General features: G+C 47.2%; 20 protein-coding genes and 6 pseudogenes. 3 read left to right on the top strand and 23 right to left on the bottom strand.

All coding sequences use genetic code 11. From position 1 onward, the window contains the following. The 10 genes and pseudogenes from TZ48_RS09445 to fkpA all read right to left on the bottom strand — a co-directional run. On the bottom strand, positions 1 to 111 hold a 111-nt coding region (locus TZ48_RS09445), incomplete at its 3' end, for a GTP-binding protein (protein WP_239670767.1). A gap of 123 nt (positions 112 to 234) precedes the next feature. Continuing rightward, a complete protein-coding gene (fusA, locus tag TZ48_RS09440) occupies positions 235 to 2,331 on the bottom strand; it encodes an elongation factor G (RefSeq protein ID WP_112478964.1) in 2,097 nt (698 codons plus the stop codon). Between the two features lie 77 nt (positions 2,332 to 2,408). Next, on the bottom strand, positions 2,409 to 2,879 hold the full coding sequence (gene rpsG, locus TZ48_RS09435) for a 30S ribosomal protein S7 (RefSeq protein ID WP_042478937.1): 471 nt from the start codon (positions 2,877 to 2,879) through the stop codon (positions 2,409 to 2,411). Between the two features lie 97 nt (positions 2,880 to 2,976). Then, a complete protein-coding gene (gene rpsL / locus TZ48_RS09430; protein WP_004399892.1) occupies positions 2,977 to 3,351 on the bottom strand; it encodes a 30S ribosomal protein S12 in 375 nt (124 codons plus the stop codon). Between the two features lie 175 nt (positions 3,352 to 3,526). After that, a complete protein-coding gene (gene tusB, locus TZ48_RS09425) occupies positions 3,527 to 3,790 on the bottom strand; it encodes a sulfurtransferase complex subunit TusB (RefSeq protein WP_112478963.1) in 264 nt (87 codons plus the stop codon). Positions 3,791 to 3,797: 7 nt separating this feature from the next. Continuing rightward, the gene (gene tusC, locus TZ48_RS09420) at positions 3,798 to 4,154 is read right to left on the bottom strand and encodes a sulfurtransferase complex subunit TusC (RefSeq protein ID WP_112478962.1); all 357 of its coding nucleotides are present in this window, start codon (positions 4,152 to 4,154) and stop codon (positions 3,798 to 3,800) included. Beyond that, complete coding sequence (locus tag TZ48_RS24915; RefSeq protein ID WP_239670766.1) at positions 4,151 to 4,279, bottom strand: hypothetical protein; 129 nt, start codon at positions 4,277 to 4,279, stop codon at positions 4,151 to 4,153. The genes tusC and TZ48_RS24915 overlap by 4 nt, the downstream gene beginning before the upstream one ends. After that, entirely contained in the window at positions 4,266 to 4,547 is a 282-nt protein-coding gene (tusD, locus tag TZ48_RS09415; protein WP_239670765.1) for a sulfurtransferase complex subunit TusD, read from the bottom strand. Before tusD ends, TZ48_RS24915 begins: the two co-directional genes overlap by 14 nt. Further along, positions 4,548 to 5,263: pseudogene (locus TZ48_RS09410) on the bottom strand (helix-turn-helix transcriptional regulator). A gap of 201 nt (positions 5,264 to 5,464) precedes the next feature. Further along, the gene (fkpA, locus tag TZ48_RS09405) at positions 5,465 to 6,253 is read right to left on the bottom strand and encodes an FKBP-type peptidyl-prolyl cis-trans isomerase (RefSeq protein WP_112478961.1); all 789 of its coding nucleotides are present in this window, start codon (positions 6,251 to 6,253) and stop codon (positions 5,465 to 5,467) included. Positions 6,254 to 6,419: 166 nt separating this feature from the next. Here fkpA and TZ48_RS09400 point away from each other — a divergent pair, with 166 nt between their 5' ends. Both TZ48_RS09400 and TZ48_RS09395 read left to right on the top strand, forming a co-directional pair. After that, positions 6,420 to 7,400, top strand: coding sequence for a WD40 repeat domain-containing protein (locus tag TZ48_RS09400; RefSeq protein WP_112478968.1), 981 nt, complete (start codon positions 6,420 to 6,422; stop codon positions 7,398 to 7,400). A 4-nt stretch (positions 7,401 to 7,404) separates the two neighbouring features. Then, positions 7,405 to 7,632: a SlyX family protein gene (locus TZ48_RS09395; protein WP_112478967.1), complete on the top strand. Its 228-nt coding sequence runs from the start codon at positions 7,405 to 7,407 to the stop codon at positions 7,630 to 7,632. A gap of 95 nt (positions 7,633 to 7,727) precedes the next feature. On the opposite strand, the gene rlmB is transcribed toward TZ48_RS09395, so the two are convergent. The 13 genes and pseudogenes from rlmB to tsaE all read right to left on the bottom strand — a co-directional run bounded on the left by rlmB (position 7,728) and on the right by tsaE (position 22,913). Further along, entirely contained in the window at positions 7,728 to 8,465 is a 738-nt protein-coding gene (rlmB, locus tag TZ48_RS09390; protein ID WP_042478943.1) for a 23S rRNA (guanosine(2251)-2'-O)-methyltransferase RlmB, read from the bottom strand. Between the two features lie 18 nt (positions 8,466 to 8,483). Further along, a pseudogene (gene rnr / locus TZ48_RS09385) lies at positions 8,484 to 10,963 on the bottom strand (ribonuclease R). 113 nt (positions 10,964 to 11,076) lie between these two features. Beyond that, positions 11,077 to 11,763 (bottom strand): flagellar protein MotX, encoded by a 687-nt coding sequence (gene motX, locus TZ48_RS09380; protein ID WP_420822932.1) that lies wholly within the window; start codon positions 11,761 to 11,763, stop codon positions 11,077 to 11,079. Positions 11,764 to 11,957: 194 nt separating this feature from the next. Beyond that, positions 11,958 to 13,273, bottom strand: a pseudogene (locus tag TZ48_RS09375) (adenylosuccinate synthase). Between the two features lie 133 nt (positions 13,274 to 13,406). Continuing rightward, positions 13,407 to 13,595, bottom strand: a complete 189-nt coding sequence (locus tag TZ48_RS09370) for a DUF2065 domain-containing protein (protein ID WP_112478960.1) — start codon at positions 13,593 to 13,595, stop codon at positions 13,407 to 13,409. A 61-nt stretch (positions 13,596 to 13,656) separates the two neighbouring features. Beyond that, the gene (gene hflC / locus TZ48_RS09365; RefSeq protein WP_112478959.1) at positions 13,657 to 14,637 is read right to left on the bottom strand and encodes a protease modulator HflC; all 981 of its coding nucleotides are present in this window, start codon (positions 14,635 to 14,637) and stop codon (positions 13,657 to 13,659) included. Between the two features lie 2 nt (positions 14,638 to 14,639). Continuing rightward, complete coding sequence (hflK, locus tag TZ48_RS09360) at positions 14,640 to 15,854, bottom strand: FtsH protease activity modulator HflK (protein WP_112478958.1); 1,215 nt, start codon at positions 15,852 to 15,854, stop codon at positions 14,640 to 14,642. Between the two features lie 45 nt (positions 15,855 to 15,899). Continuing rightward, positions 15,900 to 17,188, bottom strand: a pseudogene (hflX, locus tag TZ48_RS09355) (ribosome rescue GTPase HflX). Between the two features lie 44 nt (positions 17,189 to 17,232). Continuing rightward, positions 17,233 to 17,496 (bottom strand): RNA chaperone Hfq, encoded by a 264-nt coding sequence (gene hfq / locus TZ48_RS09350; RefSeq protein ID WP_042503236.1) that lies wholly within the window; start codon positions 17,494 to 17,496, stop codon positions 17,233 to 17,235. 188 nt (positions 17,497 to 17,684) lie between these two features. After that, a pseudogene (gene miaA, locus TZ48_RS09345) lies at positions 17,685 to 18,598 on the bottom strand (tRNA (adenosine(37)-N6)-dimethylallyltransferase MiaA). 29 nt (positions 18,599 to 18,627) lie between these two features. Beyond that, entirely contained in the window at positions 18,628 to 20,703 is a 2,076-nt protein-coding gene (mutL, locus tag TZ48_RS09340; RefSeq protein ID WP_112478957.1) for a DNA mismatch repair endonuclease MutL, read from the bottom strand. Between the two features lie 34 nt (positions 20,704 to 20,737). Next, a complete protein-coding gene (locus tag TZ48_RS09335) occupies positions 20,738 to 22,429 on the bottom strand; it encodes a LysM peptidoglycan-binding domain-containing protein (protein ID WP_112478965.1) in 1,692 nt (563 codons plus the stop codon). A gap of 20 nt (positions 22,430 to 22,449) precedes the next feature. Continuing rightward, positions 22,450 to 22,913 (bottom strand): annotated as a pseudogene (tsaE, locus tag TZ48_RS09330) (tRNA (adenosine(37)-N6)-threonylcarbamoyltransferase complex ATPase subunit type 1 TsaE). A gap of 269 nt (positions 22,914 to 23,182) precedes the next feature. Between tsaE and queG the strand changes: the two are divergent. After that, positions 23,183 to 24,310 (top strand): tRNA epoxyqueuosine(34) reductase QueG, encoded by a 1,128-nt coding sequence (queG, locus tag TZ48_RS09325; RefSeq protein ID WP_112478956.1) that lies wholly within the window; start codon positions 23,183 to 23,185, stop codon positions 24,308 to 24,310. Positions 24,311 to 25,033: the final 723 nt, after the last annotated feature.

Below are 25,033 nucleotides of genomic sequence, written 5' to 3'. Positions count from 1 at the left end.
AGCTAGAGTAGTACAGATTGCAGCAGTTAGAGTTGTTTTACCGTGGTCAACGTGGCCGATAGTACCAACGTTAACGTGCGGTTTAGTACGTTCAAATTTTTCTTTAGACACGATCGTGTTCCTTCCTAGTTATGATTCGCCCCGAGAACGAATTTTGTCGGGGCGCGCCAGAATTTGCTATTTTATGCGTCAATTTTACTCAACGCAACAGATTCATTACTAAACAATAGCTGATTAGCTGCGCTGTGCAATGATCGCATCCGCCACATTCTTCGGAGTCTCAGCGTATTCGCTAAATTCCATCGAGTATGACGCACGACCTTGGGTCGCACTACGCAAGTCAGTTGCGTAACCAAACATCTCAGAGAGCGGTACTTGTGCACGGATAATCTTAAGACCAGCGTGGCCGTCATCCATACCTTCGATCATGCCGCGGCGACGGTTAAGGTCACCAACAACATCACCCATCCAATCTTCTGGAGTGGTTACTTCAACCTTCATCATTGGCTCAAGCAGAACAGGTTGTGCTTCAAGCGCACCTTTTCTGAAGGCCATCGAGCCGGCGATCTTAAACGCCATCTCGCTAGAGTCGACATCATGGTAAGAGCCATCATACAGTGTCGCTTTCACATCCAGTACAGGATAGCCAGCAAGCACACCGTTGTTCATCTGCTCTTCGATACCTTTCGATACCGAGCTGATGTATTCCTTAGGAACCACACCACCCACGATCTCGTCAACGAACACAAACCCTTCACCCGCTTCAGATGGCTCAAGCTTAAGCCATACGTGACCATATTGACCACGACCACCTGATTGGCGAACAAATTTGCCTTCAACTTCTGTGCTGCCGCGAATGGTTTCGCGGTACGCAACTTGAGGTTTACCCACGTTGCAATCAACACTGAATTCACGTTTCATACGGTCAACGATGATGTCTAGGTGAAGCTCACCCATGCCTGAAATTAGCGTTTGGCCAGTTTCGTCATCGGTTTCCACACGGAACGACGGGTCTTCTGCGGCTAGTTTACCTAGCGCAATACCCATTTTCTCTTGGTCAGCTTGAGAGCGAGGCTCTACCGCGATCTGAATAACTGGCTCAGGGAATTCCATGCGCTCTAGAATCACTTTGTGGTTCTGGTCACACAGGGTATCACCCGTCGTTACGTCTTTCAGACCAATCGCTGCAGCGATGTCACCCGCACGAACTTCTTTTACTTCTTCGCGCTTGTTCGAGTGCATCTGAACGATACGGCCAAAGCGTTCACGCTTTTGCTTCACTGAGTTATAAACGGCATCACCCGAGTTTACGACACCTGAGTAAACGCGCATAAACGCAAGGGTGCCTACAAACGGGTCAGTTGCAATCTTAAATGCAAGTGCAGCGAATGGTTCGTTGTCGTCCGCGTGACGCTCTACTTCGTTCTCATCTTCGTCGATACCTTTAATCGCAGGTACGTCTACTGGAGAAGGAAGATATTCAACAACCGCGTCTAGTACCGCTTGCACACCTTTGTTCTTAAATGCACTACCACATGTTGCGAGTACAATTTCGTTATTTAGTGTACGAGTACGCAGACCCGCCTTGATTTCAGCTTCCGTTAGTTCGCCTTCTTCAAGGTATTTGTCCATCAACTCTTCGCTTGCTTCTGCAGCGGCTTCAACCATGTTGTTGCGCCACTCTTCCGCTTCATCTTGCAGTTCTGCTGGAATGTCTTCGTAAGTGAAGGTCATACCTTGATCGGCATCGTTCCAGTTGATTGCTTTCATCTTGATAAGGTCGATGACACCTTTGAACTCATCTTCTGCACCAATGTTTAATTGGATTGGAACTGGGTTCGCACCAAGACGATTTTTAATTTGATCCACAACGCGTAGGAAGTCTGCGCCTGCACGGTCCATCTTGTTGACAAATACCATGCGTGGAACGTGATATTTATCAGCTTGACGCCATACAGTTTCAGACTGAGGTTCAACACCTGATGAGCCACAGAATACAACCACTGCACCATCAAGCACACGCAAAGAACGCTCTACTTCGATAGTAAAGTCAACGTGTCCAGGGGTATCAATGATGTTTACGCGATGATCTTGGAATTGTGCTTCCATACCACGCCAGAAGGTAGTAGTCGCAGCAGATGTGATAGTGATACCACGCTCTTGCTCCTGCTCCATCCAGTCCATGGTTGCAGCACCATCGTGAACTTCGCCGATTTTGTGAGAAAGGCCAGTGTAGAACAGAATACGCTCACTTGTGGTTGTTTTACCTGCATCTACGTGAGCAACGATACCGATATTACGATAGCGCTCAATAGGAGTTTTACGAGCCACGATTGTATCCTCTTACTAAGGTTAACCTTAGAGTATAGAAAAGTGCTGCGAGAGAACCTCGCAGCACTGAAAAGGTATTACCAGCGGTAATGAGCAAACGCTTTGTTAGCGTCAGCCATGCGGTGAACGTCTTCACGTTTCTTAACCGCAGTACCTTTGTTCTCAGACGCGTCTAGCATTTCAGCAGCTAGGCGTTGAGCCATAGATTTTTCACCACGCTTACGCGCAGCTTCAACCAACCAACGCATAGCAAGTGCGTTACGGCGAACCGGACGAACTTCTACAGGTACTTGGTAAGTTGAACCACCTACACGGCGAGATTTAACCTCTACCGCTGGGCGAACATTTTCAAGAGCTTCTTCAAATACAGCTAAGTGGTCTTTGCCAGACTTCTCAGCCATAGTTTCTAGTGCACCGTAAACGATTTTTTCAGCAGTTGATTTCTTACCGTCAACCATTACGATGTTTACAAATTTTGCCAGCAGCTCAGATTTGAACTTTGGATCTGGAAGGATCTTACGCTGACCAATTACGCGACGACGTGGCATGGATATTCTCCGTTGTCTTCTTCAGGTTATCCAAAACTTTTCAGTTTCTTCAAAAATTAAAAATAATTTAGTGTTTGGCCTTACTTAACGGAATCCATTAAGACTTAGGACGCTTCACACCGTACTTAGAACGACCTTGTTTACGGTCATTTACGCCAGCACAGTCAAGTGCGCCGCGAACAGTGTGGTAACGTACACCCGGAAGGTCTTTAACACGACCGCCACGGATTAGAACAACTGAGTGCTCTTGAAGGTTGTGACCTTCACCGCCGATGTACGAAGTTACTTCGAAGCCGTTCGTTAGACGAACACGACATACTTTACGAAGTGCTGAGTTAGGTTTTTTAGGTGTAGTAGTGTAAACACGAGTACATACACCACGTTTTTGTGGGCACGCTTCTAGTGCAGGCACGTTGCTTTTAACAACTTGCTTTGCACGAGGCTTACGTACCAACTGGTTAATAGTTGCCATTAACTAGCTCCTGATTTACTTGAAAGTAAGCTTTGTGAAAAATCTATCCCCAATCACCAATGGCAATTAGGGACGCAAAATTCTATGCAGCAGTGAGAGGTGTGTCAAGAAATATACAGATCTTTTTTGGAATATGCGCATCTCAGTATCGACGACTAAGACATAAGAAAGAGGATTAACCCCAAGTCGTGCTGGCGATGTGACGTTCAGTTAGTTCGACAAAGCCTTTAAAATCGGTCACTTGCAAAGACTCCCTACCCTCTTTCACTAAGCCACGCGCATCCATATCTTGTTCTAGAAAGTAGCACTGCCACTCTTGAGTCATATCAACACTCATTGCTAGGTAACACGCACTCTCGACAAAAAGGACATCATCCCCTTTTTTTAGGTATGTCTTGGCCTGTTGGAAGCCAGCTTCGCTTTTTATAATGTGCAGCATGGTAATCCTAGAAGGTTAATACTTTATGACATTGATTGAGTTCATCAGCAATCGCGGGCGCTGAGACAACTTGAGCAGAGATCAGCAACTCTTCTTCTGTTAAGCGATAACGCTCTAGGCTTTGCTCACAGACAAACACTTGCTCAATGTCGTAAAGATCCATCAGTTTAAATGCGCTGATGTAGTCTCTAGATAAAATAGAGTCCGTATCCTGCCCTTTTCGCAGCTGATTTACGCCATCGCCAACAAAGAACACTTTGATGTCCTCAGTAAACGCGGATGTGGCGAGCAGCGCATCTAAGCCTTCTCGACCTGCGGCACTCGCATGCGGTAGTGAGTTGAATACAAAAGCTAATGTCGTCAAAACTGCACCACCCTATCTTGAGTCAGCATCGCACTGGCAAGACTGCCTAGCCCTGCTTGCTCGAAACCGTCCGCTAAGTTGTCGGCATCTCGCTGATGCTGCGACGCCTCATCACTCCCCAACACGCCACGACGCAATGATGCAGCAACGCAGGTTTCTAGACGAACCCCATGCTCCGTCGCGAGCGTTTTGCCACGCAGCGACTAAATCGAACTCATCGTTAGCGGGTACCGTTAAGCGCGACGCGTTGTGAACGCCATCTTGGTAAAAAAACACACTAACAAGTTTGTGCCCTTTGGCAATCAGCGCGTTAGCAAATTGATAGGCGTTACGCGCTGACTGGCTTCCGTACACGGAGCCATTTACCACGAGACTGTAGGTCAAGGCAGACAATTACTCGTCCTCAGTCTTACGCTGACGAATGTACAGGTAAACCGTGTGCTTAGAGATATTAAGCCTGTCAGCAACGCGGTTAATCGCATCCTTGATATCAAAGATGCCCTTGTCATACAGCTCCATCACGATCTGACGGTTTTTGGTGTTGTTCGACACCGACTTGTCCGCATTGATATCCTCGATGGTGCGCTCAACCGTTTGGTCTACCAGCTCTTCTACATCGCTAGCAAAGTTAACCGATGATGCCGCATCTTTTGCTTCTTGCGTTGGCATGAACGATTGCAGGATCTGAGAGAATGGCGCATCGAGATTGACGTTGATACACAAAAGGCCGATCACGCGATTATCACCATTGCGAATCGCGATAGTGATCGACTTCATCAATACGCCGCCTTTCGCGCGAGTAAAGTAAGAGCGAGAGAAGTTGCGCTCTGAGCCTTCGATGTCTTTCAACATTTTTAGCGCCAAATCTGTGATGGGTGAGCCAACCTGACGGCCGGTGTTTTCACCATTAGCAATTTTCACCGCAGAAGTATTTAATGACTCCAGCGAGTGCAAAACAATTTCACAGAACGGGCCGATCAAGCTCGCAAGCCCATCTACCACCGCTTCGTAGGATTGTAAGATGATTTTATCGTGCTCACTGAATGGCGCCACATCGACGGACTCCATTTCGAGCAGCTCATCTGGTTGGTAATTTCAGTCACAGTCATTGGACCCTAAAGCTAAAAAAATACTTTAAAAAAATTAACGTAAGTTTATCAGAAAATTTGAGCGCTACCCTATGTATGTCGCGAACTAGTGATTTAGGGCAAAAAAAGTGCGGTTTTTTATCCCTTCAATTGCAACTGTGGTGACAAGCCACCATAAAAAAAGCTCACCGAAGTGAGCTTTTTTCCGAGACTAATCAAACATTACTGAGTTGCTTGAGTATCGTCGCCTTCAATTTTTAGAAGCTCAACTTCGAATACTAGCGTTGAGTTCGCAGGGATAGTCGGAGTATCTTGCTCACCGTATGCTAGCTCTGGCGGGATAACGAACTTGTACTTAGAACCGACTTTCATTAACTGAACACCCTCAGTCCAACCAGGGATCACGCGGTTAAGTGGGAATGTAGCAGGCTCACCGCGGTCGTAAGAGCTGTCAAATTGAGTACCGTCAATCAACGTACCCTTGTAGTGTACTTGAACCGTATCCGTGTCTTTTGGTTGTGCGCCTGTGCCTTCAGTCTCTACTTGGTAAAGAAGACCAGACTCAGTCGCTGTCACGCCTTCTTGCTTAGCAAACTCAGCGCGGAAATCATCACCCGCTTTCGTTGCTGCCGCTGCTTTTTCAGCTGCTTGCTTTTGCATGGTTTCAGCTACGCGTTTGTCTAAACCTTCTAGCGCTGCGCGGATTTCGTCTTCGCTAAGCTCTGCATTACCAGCGAAAGCTTGCTCAATACCTTTAAGAACCAGCTCTTTCTTCAGTTCGATACCGAACTCAGCAGGCTTTTCAATACTAGTGCTTAGGTAGTTCGCAAAAGAAACACCAATCGCGTAAGCGGCTTTGTCGTCTTCTGTTTTAAAGTGAACCGCTTTGCCTGTCTCAGCTTGAACTTGCTCTTGCGCTGCTGGCTCTACTTTTGGTTCTTCTTCTTTTTGACAACCGACTGCCAACATAACTGTCGCAGCAAGCAGCGACACTTTAAATAGTGATTTCATTTATTTCTCCAATGATGGACTTCTTGTAGACTTAATACCTAGCCATACTATAAAAACTTGTTCAATAGTTATGCGTAACTAACTAAATCTAGTAACTATTTCCTACTAGCTCAAACTATAAATATACTAGCTTAAACTCAATACTCAACGTGGAATAACAGTAATGATGCGAATAATATCTCATTCTGTGCTGTGGCTAATTGTCATCGGCTTGTTAAATGGCTGCTTATTCTCCACCGAGTCTGAGCAGCGCTGGGAACTCGCCCTTGAGGGCACAACCGCCATAGCGCTTAGCCGCGACGCCCGATTTGCGCTGCTTTATTCTAAGCAGCAGCACCTTCAGCTTTGGGATCTCGAGCAAGATAAAATCTTATCTCGCTTGGGTATTCAAGATCCCGACGAGAACATCATCTCCCTTATCCGCTTTAGCGATAATGGCCGCTTTGCCATCACCGCGACCCAAACCAACTTTGCGATTTGGGATTTGGCTTGGTCACAATCAACCGGCCTTTGGTCTGTCGCTGACGGGCTTATTCAAGATATTGCCTTGGGTAACAGCGGAGACGAAGTACTAATCGGCCTTAGCAACGGCAAAGCCATATTCATCGATTTAGTCACTGGAAGGCGGCTAGAGTTCCTTGCTCACGTTGAAAAAGTTAATTCTGTTGCTTTATCCCCGAACGGAAAATACGCCCTTTCAGGAGGCAATGATCATAATGGCTATTTTTGGAGTACTGAATCTGGACAAATATTACACCGGTTTGAGCATTCACAACGCGTCGGTACCGTTGAGCTGCAGCGCGACGGCCGCTATGCCCTCACCTCGGATACCGGCAATGATGCCATCATTTGGGATTTACAAACCGGCGATAAGGTGAGTGAGCTAAGTACTTGGACACGCCAACTTATTTTCTCTTCAGCACGATTTTCTGATGATGGTACGCGACTTGTTACTGGCTCCCCTTCCTCTCGACTCATGATATGGAACACCGAAACGGGTAAACGACTGGAAGGCTACGAAGTGGAACTGCTAAAAGATGTTCGCCCACCACGGGGAGTAGTGTATGATGCCGCTTTTGAGAGCAACCAGCGCGTGCTTTCTGCCTCGTCAGCTAGCGTCATCCAAGCTTGGAAAATTAGTGAGTGACCTTATGAGTGATAAAGAGATTCAAGCTCTCGAAGAGAGAATTAACGATATGGAATGCAAAATGGCGTTCCAAGAGCAGACGATTGAAGAGCTTAATGATGCGCTGACTCAGCAGCAGCTACTCATCAGCAAGATGCAAGATCAAATGAAATACGTGGTTGGCAAAGTGAAAAACATGGATACCTCAAACTTGGCGGATCCATCGGAAGAAACACCGCCTCCCCACTATTAAGGCGCTCTGCATCGAGCGATTTAATCGCTTAGCGAGTTACAGATAAAACAAAGCCCCAGTCTTATGCTGGGGCTTTGTCGTTATTAGAATGCGAATTAAAGTGCGCGTTGACGAACCGCTTCAAATAGGCAAATACCCGATGCCACTGACACGTTCAGGCTTGATACTGCACCCGCCATTGGGATCTTGATGAGGTCATCACAGGTTTCACGCGTTAGACGACGCATACCATCACCTTCTGCACCCATGACTACCGCGAGAGAGCCAGACAGTTTCGCTTGATAAATATCATGTGTCGCTTCACCTGCTGTGCCGACAATCCAGATACCTTTTTCTTGCAGCGCACGCATAGTACGCGCCAAGTTCGTCACACGGATAAGGGGCACCGTCTCTGCTGCGCCACATGCTACTTTACTCACTGTCGCAGTCATTGGTGCAGAGCGGTCTTTCGGTACAATCACCGCAGCCACACCCGCCGCATCCGCGTTACGCAGACATGCGCCAAGGTTATGCGGATCAGTAACGCCATCGAGGATAAGGAGTAGCGGCTGTTCATGCTGCGCTAATACATCATCAAGATCGTTTTCATTGAGCTGCTTGGCCGGTTTTACCTTAGCAATAATGCCTTGGTGATTCGCACCGCTGGCTTTGTCATCGAGTGTTTTGCGGTTCATTTGCTGAATCGACACACCAATTTGGTTAAGTTCGTTCAGCAGCGGCATCAAGCGATCGTCTTGACGCCCTTTTAGTACATAGGCTTCCACAAAGCGCACTGGGTCTTTTTCAAGAACTGCTTTAATCGCGTGGATACCGTAAATAAATTCATTACTCATGGAATAATCCTGAATTCGTTATTTCTTCGCTTTACTGCGAGCCTTATTTTGGCGCGCCTTATTCTTGCGTGATTTGGTGGCTTTGGACTTCTTGCGTTTATGAGGAAGTACATCCTCTTCTTGTCCATCTGGGCGTTTGGTGGCTTCGACCATTGGCTTCGCGGCCTTCGGGCTGCGCTTGCCTCTGACTTCTGCGACACGCTGTTTGGCTTTAGCTTTTTTCTTTTCAGCTTCAGCCATGCGTTTTTTCGCCGTTTTTCCTTTGCCGCGTAGCTTACGACTTGTTTCGACTAATTCAAAGTCTATTTGCTTGTCATCAAGGTTAACCGACAGCACTTTCACCTTAACAGCGTCGCCTAAACGGTAAATCGCACCAAAGCTTTCACCGATAAGTCTCTGACCAATCGGGTCAAATTGATAGTAATCGTTCGCCAGTGACGAAATATGCACTAAGCCATCGATGTGCAGCTCTGTTAAGCGCACGAAGAAGCCAAAGCCAGTCACGTTGGCAATCACGCCATCAAGCACTTCGCCGACGTGGTCTTGCATGTACTCACACTTGAGCCAATCGGCCACATCGCGAGTTGCATCATCGGCGCGGCGCTCGGTCATCGAACACTGTTCACCGTAGTAATCCATATCGTCGAACGAGTAGTGGTAGCCACCAGTTGGTGTCCAGCGATCGGTATTACGACCTTCTTGCTTGGCAATAAGGTATTTTATCGCGCGGTGCAGCAGCAAGTCTGGGTAACGACGAATTGGTGAGGTAAAGTGCGCGTAGCGTTTTAGCGCCAAACCAAAGTGCCCGGCGTTATCCGCGTTGTAAACTGCCTGCTTCATAGAGCGCAGCAGCATGGTTTGAATCAGCTCTTTATCCTGACGCTCACCAATCTTTTTAATCAGCTCGGCATAATCGGTCGGCGATGGCTCAAGACCACCGGATAGATCTAGGCCTAGCTCACCAAGAAAGTCTCTAAAGCCTTGCAGTCTCTCTTCACCCGGAGTTTCGTGCACTCGATAAAGTGATGGCTCTTTGGCTTCTCAACTAACGAAGCAGAAGCGATGTTCGCCAGAATCATACATTCTTCGATGATCTTGTGCGCATCATTGCGAACCACAGGCTCAATGCGGTCAATCTTACGATCGGCATTGAAAATAAACTTAGTTTCAACGGTTTCAAACTCAATCGCACCACGATTATCACGGGCACACTTGAGCACTTGATACATGTTGTGCAGCTCATGAAGATGAGGAACCACAGCGCTGTAACGCTCACGCAGTTCTTCGTTACCCTCTAAAATGTCACTCACTTTGTTATAAGTCAGGCGCGCATGAGAGTTCATCACCGCTTCGTAATGTTTGTAGCCCGATAGCTTACCGGTCTCAGAGATGGTCATTTCACACACCATACACAAGCGATCCACTTGTGGGTTGAGTGAACAAAGACCATTAGACAGCACCTCTGGAAGCATAGGCACAACCTGAGATGGGAAGTAAACCGAGTTACCGCGCACGATCGCTTCTTTGTCGAGTGGCGTGTTTGGACGAACATAATAGCTAACATCGGCAATCGCTACCCACAAGCGCCAGCCACCGCTCTTCTTGCGTTCACAATAAACCGCGTCATCAAAGTCTCGCGCGTCTTCACCATCGATGGTGACTAGCGGGAGGTCACGCAGATCAACACGCCCTTCTTTAGCCTCTTCAGGCACGAACTCGCCGAACTGCTTGACTTGCTTTTCGACTTCTTCAGGCCACTCATGAGGAATTTGATGAGTGCGAATAGCAATTTGTGTCTCCATACCCGGCGCCATATTCTCACCCAGTACTTCAACCACTTGCCCCATCATGCCACGGGAGCGACTTCCACGATCGGTCACTTCGACTACGACCACATTACCCATACGTGCACCGCCTCGGTGCTCATTAGGGATCAGGATATCTTGGCTAATGCGAGAATCATCTGCCACCACATAGGCATAACCGTATTCCATGAAGAAGCGACCGACAACCTGCGTCTTACGCTCTTCAAGCACGCGAACTAAGCGGCCTTCTTTGCGGCCTCGCTTATCGGTGCCCGATGGTTGAACCAATACGAAGTCACCATGCAGCAAGGTACGCATTTGATGATGTGGCAACAGCACATCGTTGTCTTTATTCATGCTCCCTTCAGGTCGAACCCAGCCATGGCCATCCTTATGACCAATGACGTAGCCTTTGATCATTTCGAGCTTGTCTGGCAGGGCATAGCATTGACGTCGAGTAAACACCAACTGGCCGTCACGCTCCATCGCGCGCAGTCGACGACGCAAGCCTTCATACTGCTCTTCACCAGACAGACCCAAAGCTTCAAACAGATCGTTTCTGTTCATTGGGACATTAACGCTTTCTAGGAAGTCAGAGATGAATTCTCGGCTTGGGATGGGGTTTTCGTAGTTCTCAGACTCTCTTGCAGCAAAAGGGTCGTCTACTTTTATTTCGCTAGGCTTTTTCGACATCGTCAGACCTATTTTTTAGGAGGGATAGGTCGATTATAACTGACGCAGCAGATAAGCTACAGAATTGCTTTAGCTTTCTGTATCTAATTCATCAGATAGATGATGGGATCAGATTACCAAAATGCCGTACGACGCTTGGCGCGAGCGATAATATTTTCCGGCATACGCTGCTCAAGGCCACGTCTCAACATGGAAATGCGCTTGTGTTTGCGACCATCAGGTGTGACCGAGTTGTACAGCCAACGATAAGCGTCTTCGTAGTCAAGTGGGCTGCCGTAATCGCGCAGCAGAAGCTCGGCTAGTTGGATGCGGGCATCGATGTTGCCCATGGAGGCCGCTTCACGGAAATATGGGATTGCACGCTCTTTGTCTTGCTGTACAAAGGTCCCTTTTGAGTAGTATCGACCCAATTGCTCAAGCGCAACAGGTAAGCCTTGATGAGCGGCATTTTCCATGTAGTAGAGACCAAGCTCTACGTCTTGAGGGACACAAACACCCCAAGCCAACATGTCACCATAGAGGAATTCATAAGACGGCAAACTAATACGCGTGGCACGCGCCATGATATCTTCAACCAGCTGGCAGTTATCTTCTTTAACGCGGGCAAGGTGGCGGTTTTCTTCAATCAAACCAATCAGTTCGTCTTCTGAGTAAATCGGGATCGGGGCACCAAGCTCCTTGCTCTGCACCGATGTCACAGAGCCAAGTAGCGCCATGCAAACAAATGCTGCCAGTTTGTGTCGCTTTATCACTTTTTCCTGCTCCTCATACTCAACGTCCGTCCATTGTACAAAACTCATCAATGGTCTCATTTTTATCGGCAGACGTCCGCCACGCTTTAGAAAAAACGGCAATATTTTGCCACTTTTCTTCTATTCACTGGCAAAGCCGTCAAATACTTGGCACAAGATCACAGTATGAAGTGTGAAAGGCTAAATAACAGGTAAAAAAAAGCCAGCGAAATATCGCTGGCTTAGCTGTCTTTAGAGACGGATTAAGATTCGAATGGGTGAACCTTGATAATTGTCTCGTTACGGTCTGGACCGGTAGAAATGATGTCTACTGGCACACCCGTTAGATCTTCAATGCGCTTGATGTAGTCTAGTGCTGCTTGAGGAAGCTGCTCGATAGACGTTGCACCAAATGTTGTCTCAGACCAACCTGGCATTGTTTCGTAGATAGGTGTCGCTTGTTCAAATGACTCAGCAGCCATTGGCGATACTTCTAGGATAGAGCCATCTTTCATCTTGTAACCGGTACAGATTTTTAGCTCTTCTAGCCATCTAGTACGTCTAGCTTAGTTAGACAGAAACCAGAGATAGAGTTGATTTGGATAGCGCGGCGCATTGCCACTGCATCGAACCAACCTGTACGACGTAGACGACCCGTTGTTGCACCGAACTCGTGACCAACTGTACCTAGGTGTTTACCGATTGGATCTTGCTTATCTAGACCATCGTAAAGTTCTGTTGGGAATGGACCTGAACCTACACGAGTACAGTACGCCTTAGTGATACCAAGGATGTAGCCGATGTGACGAGGACCGAAACCAGAACCTGCCGCAACACCACCTGCAGTCGTGTTAGAAGACGTTACGTATGGGTAAGTACCGTGGTCGATATCAAGCAGTGTACCTTGAGCACCTTCGAACATGATCTTATCGCCACGCTTACGTGCCGCATCAAGTTCGTCAGTGACGTCGATAACCATTGAAGTCAGTAGATCTGCATAACCCATGCATTGCTCTAGTACTTCTTCGTAGCTAACAGTGTCAGTTTTGTAGAAGTGCTCTAGTTGGAAGTTATGGAATTCCATTACTTCTTTTAGTTTCTCTGCGAACACTTCTTTATCGAACAAGTCGCCAACACGTAGGCCGCGACGAGCAACTTTGTCTTCGTACGCAGGACCGATACCACGACCCGTCGTACCGATCGCTTTCTTACCACGAGCGATTTCACGCGCTTGGTCGATAGCGATGTGGTAAGGAAGAATTAGAGGACAAGCTTCAGAAACGAAAAGACGTTCACGTACTGGAATGCCGCGCTCTTCAAGAGGCTTCATTTCTTTAATTAATGCTTCAGGAGATAGAACAACACCGTTACCGATAATGCACTTGATGTTGTCGCGAAGAATACCTGATGGAATCAAATGAAGAACGGTTTTTTCACCGTCAATGACTAGAGTGTGGCCTGCATTGTGACCGCCTTGGTAGCGAACCACGTATTTTGCATCTTCAGTTAAAAGGTCTACGATTTTACCTTTACCTTCGTCACCCCATTGGGTGCCCAGAACGACTACGTTATTTCCCATCTTTCCAATCTGATTGCTAGTTAAAAAAGGATTCTAGCACCGAAATCACATTTATGCAGTCATTTTTTAAGCATAAAACCGTCACATAAGGGTAAGTGACTGATGCTGGTTAATAAAAAGTCAATGTTTGCGACTAATTTAACAGCATAACCGTGATCACTGTCCCTGCTACTACTAAGCAACCACCCACACGGCGAATCTGTTCATCCGGTTGCTCAGCCAACTGCAACACCATGTTTCTCCAGCCTTTAGGTGCGAGCAGCGGCCCCAACCCTTCCACGACCAACACCAAACCCAACGCAATCCAAAGTGATTCGGACATGTTCTTTTCTCCAAAAAGATAGGGCTCCCGCAGGAGCCCTATTGTATCAATGTATGATTGGTTATTTAGCCGGTGCGCCGTTCATATCGTTCATGTAACGGAAGAACTCGCTGCTCGGGTCTAAAACCAAGATGTCACTCTTATCTGAGAAAGACGTTTTGTATGCACTCAATGAACGTAAGAAGCTGAAGAATTCAGGATCTTTGTTGTACGCTGCCGAGTAGATAGCCGCTGCTTCTGCGTCCGCATCACCTCGTGTCACACGAGCTGTTTTGTCCGCTTCCGCTAGTAGCGTCGCTACTTCTAGCTCTGCTTGAGCGCGGATAACTTCTGCTTTCTCACGACCTTGAGAGCGGTGTCTACGCGCTACTGATTCACGCTCAGCACGCATACGACGATAAATCGACTCACTGATTTCATCAGGTAGGTTGATTTTCTTAATACGGAAATCAACGACGCGAACACCCAAGTCAGTCATTGCGCTCTCACGCGTGTCGTTCAACACATTGAGCATGATCTTGTCACGCTCACCATCAATATCCAACGCTTGACGTGCGGCTTCAGTCGTCACTTCTTCGCTGTCGACGCTGTCTGGTAGAACATCGTCATTACGTGGCCCAGAAACGATTTGCTTGATTTCACGCGAACCGATTTCAGAACGAAGCACGTCTGTCACTTTACGTTCAAGTAGCGCTTCTGCCGTCAGTGCATTGCCACCACCTGTTGCCAAGTAGTATTGACGGAAATCTTCAATCTTCCACTTGACGTAGGTGTTAATGATTACGTCTTTTTTCTCAGACGTGACGAAACGGTCACCACGGCCGTCCATAGTCTGAATACGCGCATCTAGCGTCTTCACACGGTCGAACAGTGGCATTTTAAAGTGCAAGCCTGGCTCGTAGATACGAGACACGTTGTTGTCATCACTCAGTACACGACCGAATCGGATTACGATTCCTCGCTCACCTTCTGGGATAACGAACAAAGACATCAGCATCAATGCTAAGGCAACGACTAATACTGGTATCATCAATTTACGCATGATTAGTATCTCCCTTGACGAGTCGTGTTATTGCGCGAGTTGCTGCTATTAGACGAGTCGGTATTCACAGGATCCAACTGGATCTCTTCATAAACTGAGGTTTCTTTCGGTTTACGTGACTTCGACGCACCCTCTTGACCAGCTAACTTGTCAATTGGAAGATACAGAAGGTTACCGCTCGACTCTGAGTCGATAAGCACTTTCGATGTGCTTGAGTACACTTCTTCCATCGTATCTAGGTATAGACGATTACGCGTTACTTCTGGAGCCGCTTGGTATTCAGGTAGCAGTTTCTCGAACTGAGCTACTTGACCTAGTGCTTCGTTAGTTACGCGCTCAGAGTAACCTTGAGCTTCTTTCTTCAAACGCTCAGAACGACCAGTCGCTTTCGGAATGATTTCGTTCTTGTACGCTTCTGCTTCACGAATGAAACGCTCTTCATCCTCACGAGCCGCAATCGCATCATCGAAGGCATCTTTAACTTGCTCAGGCGGACGTGCCGACTGGAAGTTGACGTCAACAATAGACAAGCCCATGTCGTAGTTGTCGATGATTTCGTTTAGCGTTTCTTGAGTGCTTTGACGGATTTGCTGACGACCACTGGTCAAAATGCTATCCATCAATGAGTCACCAATAACAGCACGGAGAGCAGAGTCGGTTGCTTGACTCAAACTGTCGTCTGCGTTGGTCACCACATATAGATATTTGTATGGATCAGAGACACGATACTGAACGTCCATTGAAACAGAAACAACGTTCTCGTCTTTGGTCAACATCGTACCAGAGGCGCGCAAAGAGCGAATCGCCTGAACGTTTACCGGTTCATACTCATCAATAAAGCGAGGACGCCAGTTCAGACCCGGATCAACAATGCGGTCAAACTTGCCTAAGCGAAGCACGACACCACGCTCACCTTCGCTAATGGTGTAGAAGCCGGAAAAGAACCAAATGACCACTGCGATCAATACAATCACACCGAAGCCAATTGCACTACCGCCGCCGCCAATGGATGGGCTACCGCCGCCACCACGCTTGCCAAACTTACCACCGATTTTTTGACTCAGCTTATTAAAGACTTCATCTAAATCAGGCGGTCCTTGATCACGGCCACCGTTATTTCGGTCGCCTTGATTACGGTCTCCACGATTGTTGTTCCCCCAAGGGTCCTTATCGCGGCCGTTATTTCCATTATTATTACCAGGCTCATTCCACGCCATTAGGAAGCTCCATCATTTAGTATGACGTTATACTGTAGCAGTCCTTTAAGTAACTATAAAGCCACTCAAAACTGCCCCTTCTCTTTTTTCAAGTCTAGACCAATCTACTTGTTGCATCCGAATATCAATCAACAAGTTACCTTCAGGATCATACTCTTCGCGTTGAATACAATTCATCTGGAAAAATGTGCTCCGAAAACGCCCTTGATACTGGGGTGGAATTCGCAGCTGATACTGAACCATTTGGCTTGCTAAACGCTCTGTGAGCGCGTCGAACAACAGTTCGATGCCTTGCCCTTCCATGGCAGAGACCCAAACAGTTCTCGGAATACCTTCATCGTCACGTTCTATACGTGGACGTTGGCCATCTAGATTATCTATCTTGTTCATTACGACGAGAGTTGGCACCTCATGGGCATCAATTTCTTCTAGCACGTCATGAACAGCTTGAATATTCTCACGAAAACGCTCGTCACTGGCATCGACAACATGTAACAAAATGTCAGCTTCCTGCGTTTCTTGCAAGGTTGCCTTAAATGCTGCGACGAGATCATGCGGAAGATGACGGATAAATCCGACCGTGTCCGCTAAAATTGCCGAACCTACGTCCGCCAATTCAATCTTTCTTAGTGTGGGATCTAGGTTGCGAATAGCTGATCAGCTGCGTACACCCCAGCTTCAGTAATGCGGTTAAATAGCGTAGATTTGCCCGCATTGGTGTAGCCCACCAGGGAAATCGTTGGGATTTCGGCTCTACTTCTTGCACGTCTGCCCTGCTCACGCTGCTTGGCAACCTTCTCTAAGCGACGCAATATCGCTTTGATGCGATCACGCAACAATCGACGGTCAGTCTCCAGCTGGGTTTCGCCAGGACCGCGCAGACCGATACCACCTTTCTGCCTTTCAAGGTGCGTCCAACCTCGGATCAATCGAGTCGAGATATGACGAAGCTGTGCCAGCTCAACTTGCAGCTTACCCTCGTGGGTACGGGCGCGTTGGGCAAAAATGTCGAGGATCAGACCGGTACGATCCAACACTCGACATTTACACAGACTTTCAAGGTTACGCTCTTGGGCAGGGGAAAGGGCGTGATTAAAAATCACAATATCAGCACCGGTTAATTGCACCGTTTGTGCTATTTCTTGCGCTTTGCCTTCCCCTACGTAGTACTTAGGGTGAGGGGACTGTCGGCTACCCGTTACGGTCTGTAACGCGTTAACACCTGCAGAAGAAACCAGCATTTCAAATTCGCTGAGATCTTCCCACTCACCTTCTTGCGTGAAGTTGATATGAACAAGTACAGCCTGCTCACCCGATTCGTAACGGTCAAACAAGCGACCAACTCCTATTTAAATATCTGTTTTTAAGAGATTTATTATTAATCGTCAGATTTCTCTTGTTGACGGTCACCGCCAGTACGCTCACCACTGTGGTGGCTAACAGCACGGGCTGGAACAACCGTTGAAATCGCATGCTTGTAAACCATTTGGTTTACAGTATTTTTCAGAAGGATCACAAACTGATCAAACGATTCAATCTGACCTTGTAGCTTGATGCCATTCACTAGGTAGATAGAAACTGGGATACGCTCGCGACGTAGTGCATTTAGGAATGGGTCTTGAAGAGATTGCCCCTTAGCCATTTTTATTTTCCTTATATTAATATTGTAGTTTTAATTATTTAGCTATTGGTGCACTGCAATTTGGTGCTGCCTTTGCATCTGAGCTAAACCAATGAAATACCCCTTAGTTTTATAATCATAGAACAACAATCGTCTTTGAAAACAAAACTCAGTTCCTTTTTGGGTATTTCTACGCAAAAGCGCCCACATTATACACAGTTAACACCATCAGATGCTATGGCGTCTGTGAGAGTTTTCATTGAATCCTCAATGTGTTCGCTATCCAGCCAAACCAAATCATCCCAACTCCTTAACCAGGTGATTTGTCGCTTGGCCAATTGTCGAGTCGCGCAGATGCCACGGAAAATCGCATCATCTAACGTGCTCTCGCCATCTAAGTACTCCCACATCTGCCTGTAGCCGACACAACGGATCGACGGCAGATCTGGGTGAAGATCTTCACGAGCATATAACGCTTTGACTTCATCTTCAAAGCCTGCTTGTATCATTTTCTCGAAGCGCAATTCAATCCGTTTGTGTAACAAAGCGCGATCTTTGGGCGCTACCGCAAATTGTTTGACGCGAAATGGCAGTGGCTCCCCCTTGGTCTCAGTCAATTCTGTCAATGACTTACCAGAGATTCTATACACCTCTAACGCACGCGACAAACGCTGTGGATCATTCGGATGAATCCTCTCTGCTGAGACAGGATCTATCTGTTTTAGTTCATTATGAAGTGCCTGCCAGCCCTTCTCTTGTGACTCTTTTTCTATTTGCGCTCGGATCTCTGGATTCGCCGCAGGCAGTGGAGATAAACCTTGAAGCAAAGCTTTGAAATAGAGCATGGTGCCCCCACTAACAGCGGGATCTTGCCTTCTGCGTGGATTTTGGCGATTTCATTTAGTGCATCGCGGCGGAAATCAGCCGCAGAGTACGACTCTGCTGGGTCGAGAATATCAATCAGTCTGTGCGGTGCCAGTGCGAGCTCTTCGGCATCAGGCTTAGCCGTACCAATATCCATGCCTTTGTAAATGAGCGCAGAGTCTACACTGATAATCTCAACTGGATATTGCTGACGAAGACGTATCGCTAATTCAGTCTTACCAGAAGCGGTAGGACCCATTAAAAACAGAACTAAAGGTAATTGTTGGCTCATGATGAAAACGCTGCAATTGTGGCCGTAAAATCGACAGGGCGGACAAATTTAGGGTCGCTCAAAGGTAGCTTACCGTCGTATAGCTGCTCAAGATTACCGAGTAACTGAACAGATTCAGATAAAGTGTAGCTACTTTTCACTTGCAGCACTTTTTTCGTTAGCCATAAGCTCAAACGGCTCGGGCTAAGGTCTTGCTGCTCAAGGGTCGCCAAGTATGACAGCATTTCATCAATTAACAATTGCAAATTTTGCTGCCTAAGTGGTGCTGGTACGCCCATCACCATGAGCGCTTGCTTATTGCGAATGGCGAGGTCGATACCAAAGCTAAGTAATAGTTCTCGCTGCGCTGTCGCCACTTGCTGCTGCATGTCGCTGACTTTTAACGACAGCGGTACGAGCAGCGGCTGCATTTTTAGCGGCTGACCTTTCGGATCCAACTGAGCAAACAGCTTATAAAACTCAGCTCTGCGCAATGACACCAGTGCGCAGCACGGCTCTGCTTTCACCAATACGTATGTCGTATCTGCCATAGTGATTGCTTTACCAATGCGCTCAATCTCAATCGATATAGGGGCAGCATCTTGCTTCAATGGCGGAGCTTCCGCTGTTTCTATTTCTGGCTCGGCGATATCCGGTGTTTGCATCAGTTCTTGATAAACGCGAACTTCTTCTGCTGTCGGCGCCGCTTCTTGCACTCGGGGCTTGGCTTTCGACGAGCCCGCGGCTCGACTCGAGTTCCATTCATTACGAGCGTACGGTTCTTCTACTCTGTGGGCAGAGCCACTCGTTTCACTATGGTCACGTTGAGTTCGTTCGCTTGCCGACTGAGGACTTGGCGAACGTGTAGTAGATGAGTGATAGTCCGCACGTCCTGGATAAGCCGGAATGCTCTCCACCGCTTGTATCAATGACTCTGAGACACTCGCTCCACCAGAAGTTGCCGAAGACACCAGCTGCTGCGGCTGTGTCATTTCAACAAGTGCATGAGAAGAAGTGGATTCGACTTGCTCTGACTCAGCCTTCGGTTCAACATGACTGAATGCTGAGTTAGAGGTCACCGGCGCATCAATGGATTTTGCTTGCACCAGTGCGTCGCTCAGTGCTTGATAAATAAAGTCATGCACTAACCTTGCTTGATGAAAACGCACCTCATGTTTGGCTGGATGCACATTCACGTCCACCTGATGCGGGTCGATATCGATAAACAAGATATACGCCGCGTACTGATCGGGTGCCAAACTGTTCTCATAGCTTTGGCGAATCGCATGGTTGATGAGCTTATCCTTCATCATACGACCATTCACATAGCAGTATTGCAGATCGCTTTGCGCGCGTGCACCTTCTGGTGTGGTGATCCAACCGTGCAGCTTAAGATCGTTGTGCTCAAGCTCAATCTTAAGCATATGACGCACAAACCCAGCTCCGCATACGGCGGCTATGCGTTTTTCTAACTGAGGCTCTGTTTTCGCTGCGCGGTACTGACGCACCAGCTTGCTGTTATGTTTAAGGTTGATCGACACGTCAAAGCGGCTTAGTGCAATGCGCTTTAAAAGCTCATCAATATGATTGAATTCGGTCTTTTCCGTTCGCAAGAATTTACGGCGTGCGGGTGTGTTGAAAAACAGATCCAATACTTCAAGTGTGGTACCAATTGGGTGGGCAGCCGGGGTCAGTTTCACCGCCATGTCGCGCCCTTCCGCGTAGGCACTCCAAGCTTGTTCTTGAGTGGCAGGGCGAGACGTCAGTGTGAGTCTTGCTACCGAGCTAATACTCGCCAGCGCCTCACCGCGAAAGCCCAAACTCATGATAGCTTCTAGGTCATCAAGGGTATGGATTTTTGACGTCGCATGTCGGCTCAACGCCAATTGCAGTTCGTCTTTAGGGATCCCCTTGCCGTTATCTCGAACACGGATAAGCTTGGCACCACCCTTCTCGATATCAATATCGATACGAGTGGCACCTGAGTCTAGGCTATTTTCAACCAGCTCTTTGACTACGGACGCTGGCCTCTCAACCACTTCACCTGCGGCGATTTGGTTCGCCAATCTTGCAGGTAAGATCTTAATCGTCACAACGCTTCTCCGATTCCATCAATTTGAACATTCATCACTTGTGCGGGATCAGCAGCACTTGCCCGACGGCGAGTGAATCAGAACGAAGCTTGTTAGCCTCTCGAATACTGCTGACGCTCACGCCATATCGAGAGGCAATTTTGCCTAAGTACTCTCCGCGCTGAACTTTGTGTTTACGCAGAGGCAGATCTTTTAAGCTGACGGTTATTTTTAGCTTCTGACCCAACTTCAGTACATCTGATTTTAAGCGGTTCTCACGCTTAATATCCGCCACTGACACTTTGTATTTACTCGCCACTTTCCCTAAGTAATCACCTTTGACCACGGTGTGTGTCAGCGTCTTGGTTTCTACCGTGTTTACTTTAGAGCTCACTTTAATCGGGGCACTATTCCCTGGAATAATCAAGGTCTGCCCTACAGCCAGAGACGTACTCTTAAGGCTGTTCGCACTCTTAATAGCCGAAACCGACGAGCCATATTTCTGAGCAATCACCGATAAAGATTCACCACGTTTCACGGTATGCTTGCGCTGCTGGCCACGATTAGCAAACAAGGTGCCTTCTGGTGGATTCGCCTCGAAATATTGAACAATCGCTTTTGCTAACGCGCGAGCTAATTTGTCTTGATGACTTCGGGTCGTCAGTAGACGCTCTTCTGTTGGGTTAGAAATAAAGCCGGTTTCGACTAATACAGACGGTATATCTGGCGACTTCAATACTGCAAGACTGGCATTCACCGGCTCTTTTTTATGTAGGTGCGCAACTTTTCCCATCTCTTTGAGGATCTTAGTTGCAACCTTATAGCCCTCTTTCTGTGAATGGCTAAACTGCAAATCGAGTAGCGTTTGGCTTACGTTTCTGTCGTTAGTGTTTTTGGCAAGCACTTCTCCAGCGCCACCAAGCAGCTCCGATTGCTGTTCATGATTTTCAACCCAGCGAGCAATTTCGGTATTTGCACGGCGTGTGTTCAATACAAACACAGAGCCACCACGAGGCTGTGGCGTTCTAAATGCATCAGCGTGAACAGAAACCAAAAGGTGCGCGCCATTCTTACGAGCGATGTTGGAGCGCTTGTTGAGGTTAACAAAGTAATCACCGCTGCGGGTCAATACTGCCTTCATTCCCGGAATGGCATTGATTTGAGCTGCCAGCTTTTTCGACACGCTCAATGTGACGTGTTTTTCGTACTTCTTCGTCGGGCCAATTGAACCAGGGTCTTCACCACCGTGGCCAGCGTCAATTGCTACAACAATATCGGCATTGCCACGTAGCTGGGAAGCATCACGGCTGACCTCAGTTTTGCTCTTCGGTGTACTCGGTGTCGCTTGGCTGGTTGCTTTGCCATGTGGTAGGTCAATGACCAATCGATGGCCGTATTGACCACCAGGGGTAGGGTTGAGCTTAAAAATCTGCGGGGTCGCGGACTTCTTTAGCTCAAACACCAGGCGATAAGTGCCTTTGTTCGGTGGTGAACTCTTGCGGATCTTACTTAACACGGGGCTATCAGATACGCCGATGGGTAATTTTGTGTTTAGCGAGGTGTTTTTAAGGTCTACGACAATTCGCGATGGACCACTCAATGAGAAATAACTGTAATCCGCCTCGGACTTGAGGTCGATCACCACGCGTGTTTCATCCGGAGAAGGCCAAACACGAATACCCTCTAGTGCATTAGCAAGAGTGACGGCAGGAAACAGTAAACACAAAGGCAGCACGATTTTCATCATGCTGCTAAGAAAACGACTGATCAATTTAACTCCAACTGACTAATTAACTCTTTTCCATAATCGCTATTTGCCGTGAAGGCGATTTCTCTTGCATCTCCGACGTATCGGATATCAATATCGAGATCAGCAGAAGGCAGAATGCCTTGTCCCTTCTCTGGCCACTCAACCAAACAGATGGCATCTTCAGAGAAGTAATCGCGAATACCCATAAACTCCAACTCTTCTGGATCCGCTAAACGATACAAATCAAAATGATAGACGTTCCATCCTTCAAGTTGATACGGTTCAACCAAGGTATAAGTTGGGCTTTTTACGTTGCTTGATGGCCTAGACTTTGAATAAACCCGCGACTAAAGGTGGTTTTCCCCGCTCCAAGGTCACCGTGCAAATAGATCGTTGTTTGTTTTGAACAAAGATTTGCTAGTTTAGTTCCAATTAAAATCGTTGCTGATTCATCTGCTAAGGAAAATTTTTTAGTACTCATCACATTTTTCTCTGAGTGGTGCCTTTGAGAGCCGAAATAGTAAACTGTGTCGCTTTTCACAGACAAGTGATCTTCTGTAAGTAATCAGAAAATTTACCATTATTTTCAATTTATCCCTACTGTGAAAGTACAAAATAGTCGTCGAAAGTTTATACAAAGCATTAAGACACTTTTCTGGACAATTGGATCCACGCTTTTTTAGCGTTCATACTTGGGTCGCATTGCATTTGAGTATAGAATACGCGTCCTTTTCCACTTGGGTAATCGTGATGGACTTAGACAAGCTAGCCAGCGACATTAAAGTTTGGGCACAAGAACTCGGTTTTCAGAAGGCTGGTATCAGCGATATCGATCTTCTTGATCAAGAGGCGATGCTCAAGCAGTGGCTAGAAGCGGGTTATCACGGTGACATGGCTTGGATGGAAACTCACCAAGACCTACGCATCCATCCCGATAGGCTGCATCCCAATACCTGCCGCATCATCAGCGTCCGCATGGACTATCTTCCTGAAGAAGCAGGCTTTGCATCCAATTTGGAAAACCAGCATGCCGGTTACATTAGCCGCTATGCGTTAGGTCGCGACTATCATAAGTTGATTCGCAATCAGCTCAAAAAGCTCGGACAGCGAATCGAAAAGGAAGTCTCGGAGCTTGGCTACCGACCTTTTGTCGACTCAGCTCCTGTGCTCGAGCGCCCTATTGCCGAAAAGGCAGGTCTAGGCTGGACAGGCAAACATTCACTTCTACTAGATAAAGACGCCGGCTCTTGGTTTTTTCTTGGTGAACTGTTTATCGACCTGCCGCTTCCTGTTGACGCTCCGGTAGAGAATCAGTGTGGTAAGTGCAGCGCATGCATCACGTCATGTCCTACAGGTGCCATACTTGAAGATGGTGTTATCGATGCAAGGCGCTGTATCTCATATCTCACGATTGAATATAAAGGCGTGATACCCGAATCCCTTCGCGCAGCGATGGGGAATCGAATCTATGGTTGCGATGATTGCCAGCTGGTTTGTCCGTGGAATCGCTTTGCTGAGCTTGGCCAGCAACCAGATTTTCAAAGACGCCAAGCGTTCAACGACATCGATCTGTGTACTTTGCTTAATTGGGATGAAACGACATTTCTTAAGAACATGGAAGGGTCTGCTATTCGCCGCATTGGGCATGAACAGTGGCAGCGCAACATCATTATCGCAATAGGTAATGCGCCCTACTCCCAGCGCTACATTAATGCACTAGAACAAGTGCAAGGCCAGTCAGAGCTGCTTGATGAACATATACAGTGGGCTCTCCAACAGCAAACCAACCAATTACCCAACTCATCAGGTAACGCTCTAACATCCAAAAGCCAACGTCTGATTCGCATCATTCAAAAAGGCTTACCTCGAGATGCCTAGTCGCCAGTGGGCTCAGAAAAATCAAATTAATTTTCTTGACTGACATCCCAAAATTGAATTTGTGGAAAAACTACATTTTCATCGACAGTTAGTCGTTGAGAAATCAGGTTAAACACAGATTGAATATATGACCAGGATCAAATAAATGTCACTTGGTGATCATTTTATTGTCAAGTGAAAAGTAAAAACAAAATGACATAATCAATATAAAACAACAACTTAAAGTCATTAAAGTCGTGCGGCGACTGTGTGTATTGATGTAAAGATCTTTCAGCTTGTTCTCTACATGCCTATTCAAAAACAATTTATCAACCAACTTATCCACAATTTAGCAATGTGGATAACTCTGTTAATTTAAGTGTAACTGCCCCTCAGCTAAGGCAATAACCTACTGCTTTGGCGGTGTGTAGAAAATAGAGTACACAGCAAAAATTTCGACGATGTAATCCAATGATATCGACGATGATTTAGCTTTAAATTTTAGGGAGTGATGCTTCTCAGCATTAGGAAAGAGCATGCGGTGTGGGACTAAGTTTCTCAACTTTGCTATCTCTATGAGATGACCGCGTCTTTGTCCATTTCGAGGGAGAAATGGGGCGACGTGACCGACCAAGGCACGAGGTTCAAGCCTAAAGGCGTGACCTCAACCTTGACAAGGTTGCGCTCTATCAACTGAGCTAGTGTCGCATTTTATCACTGTTAAGCACAATGAGAGCTATAAAA

It is taken from the genome of Vibrio variabilis (assembly GCF_003263785.1).
Classification (GTDB): domain Bacteria; phylum Pseudomonadota; class Gammaproteobacteria; order Enterobacterales; family Vibrionaceae; genus Vibrio; species Vibrio variabilis.
This window is presented reverse-complemented; position numbering and strand designations above follow the sequence as displayed.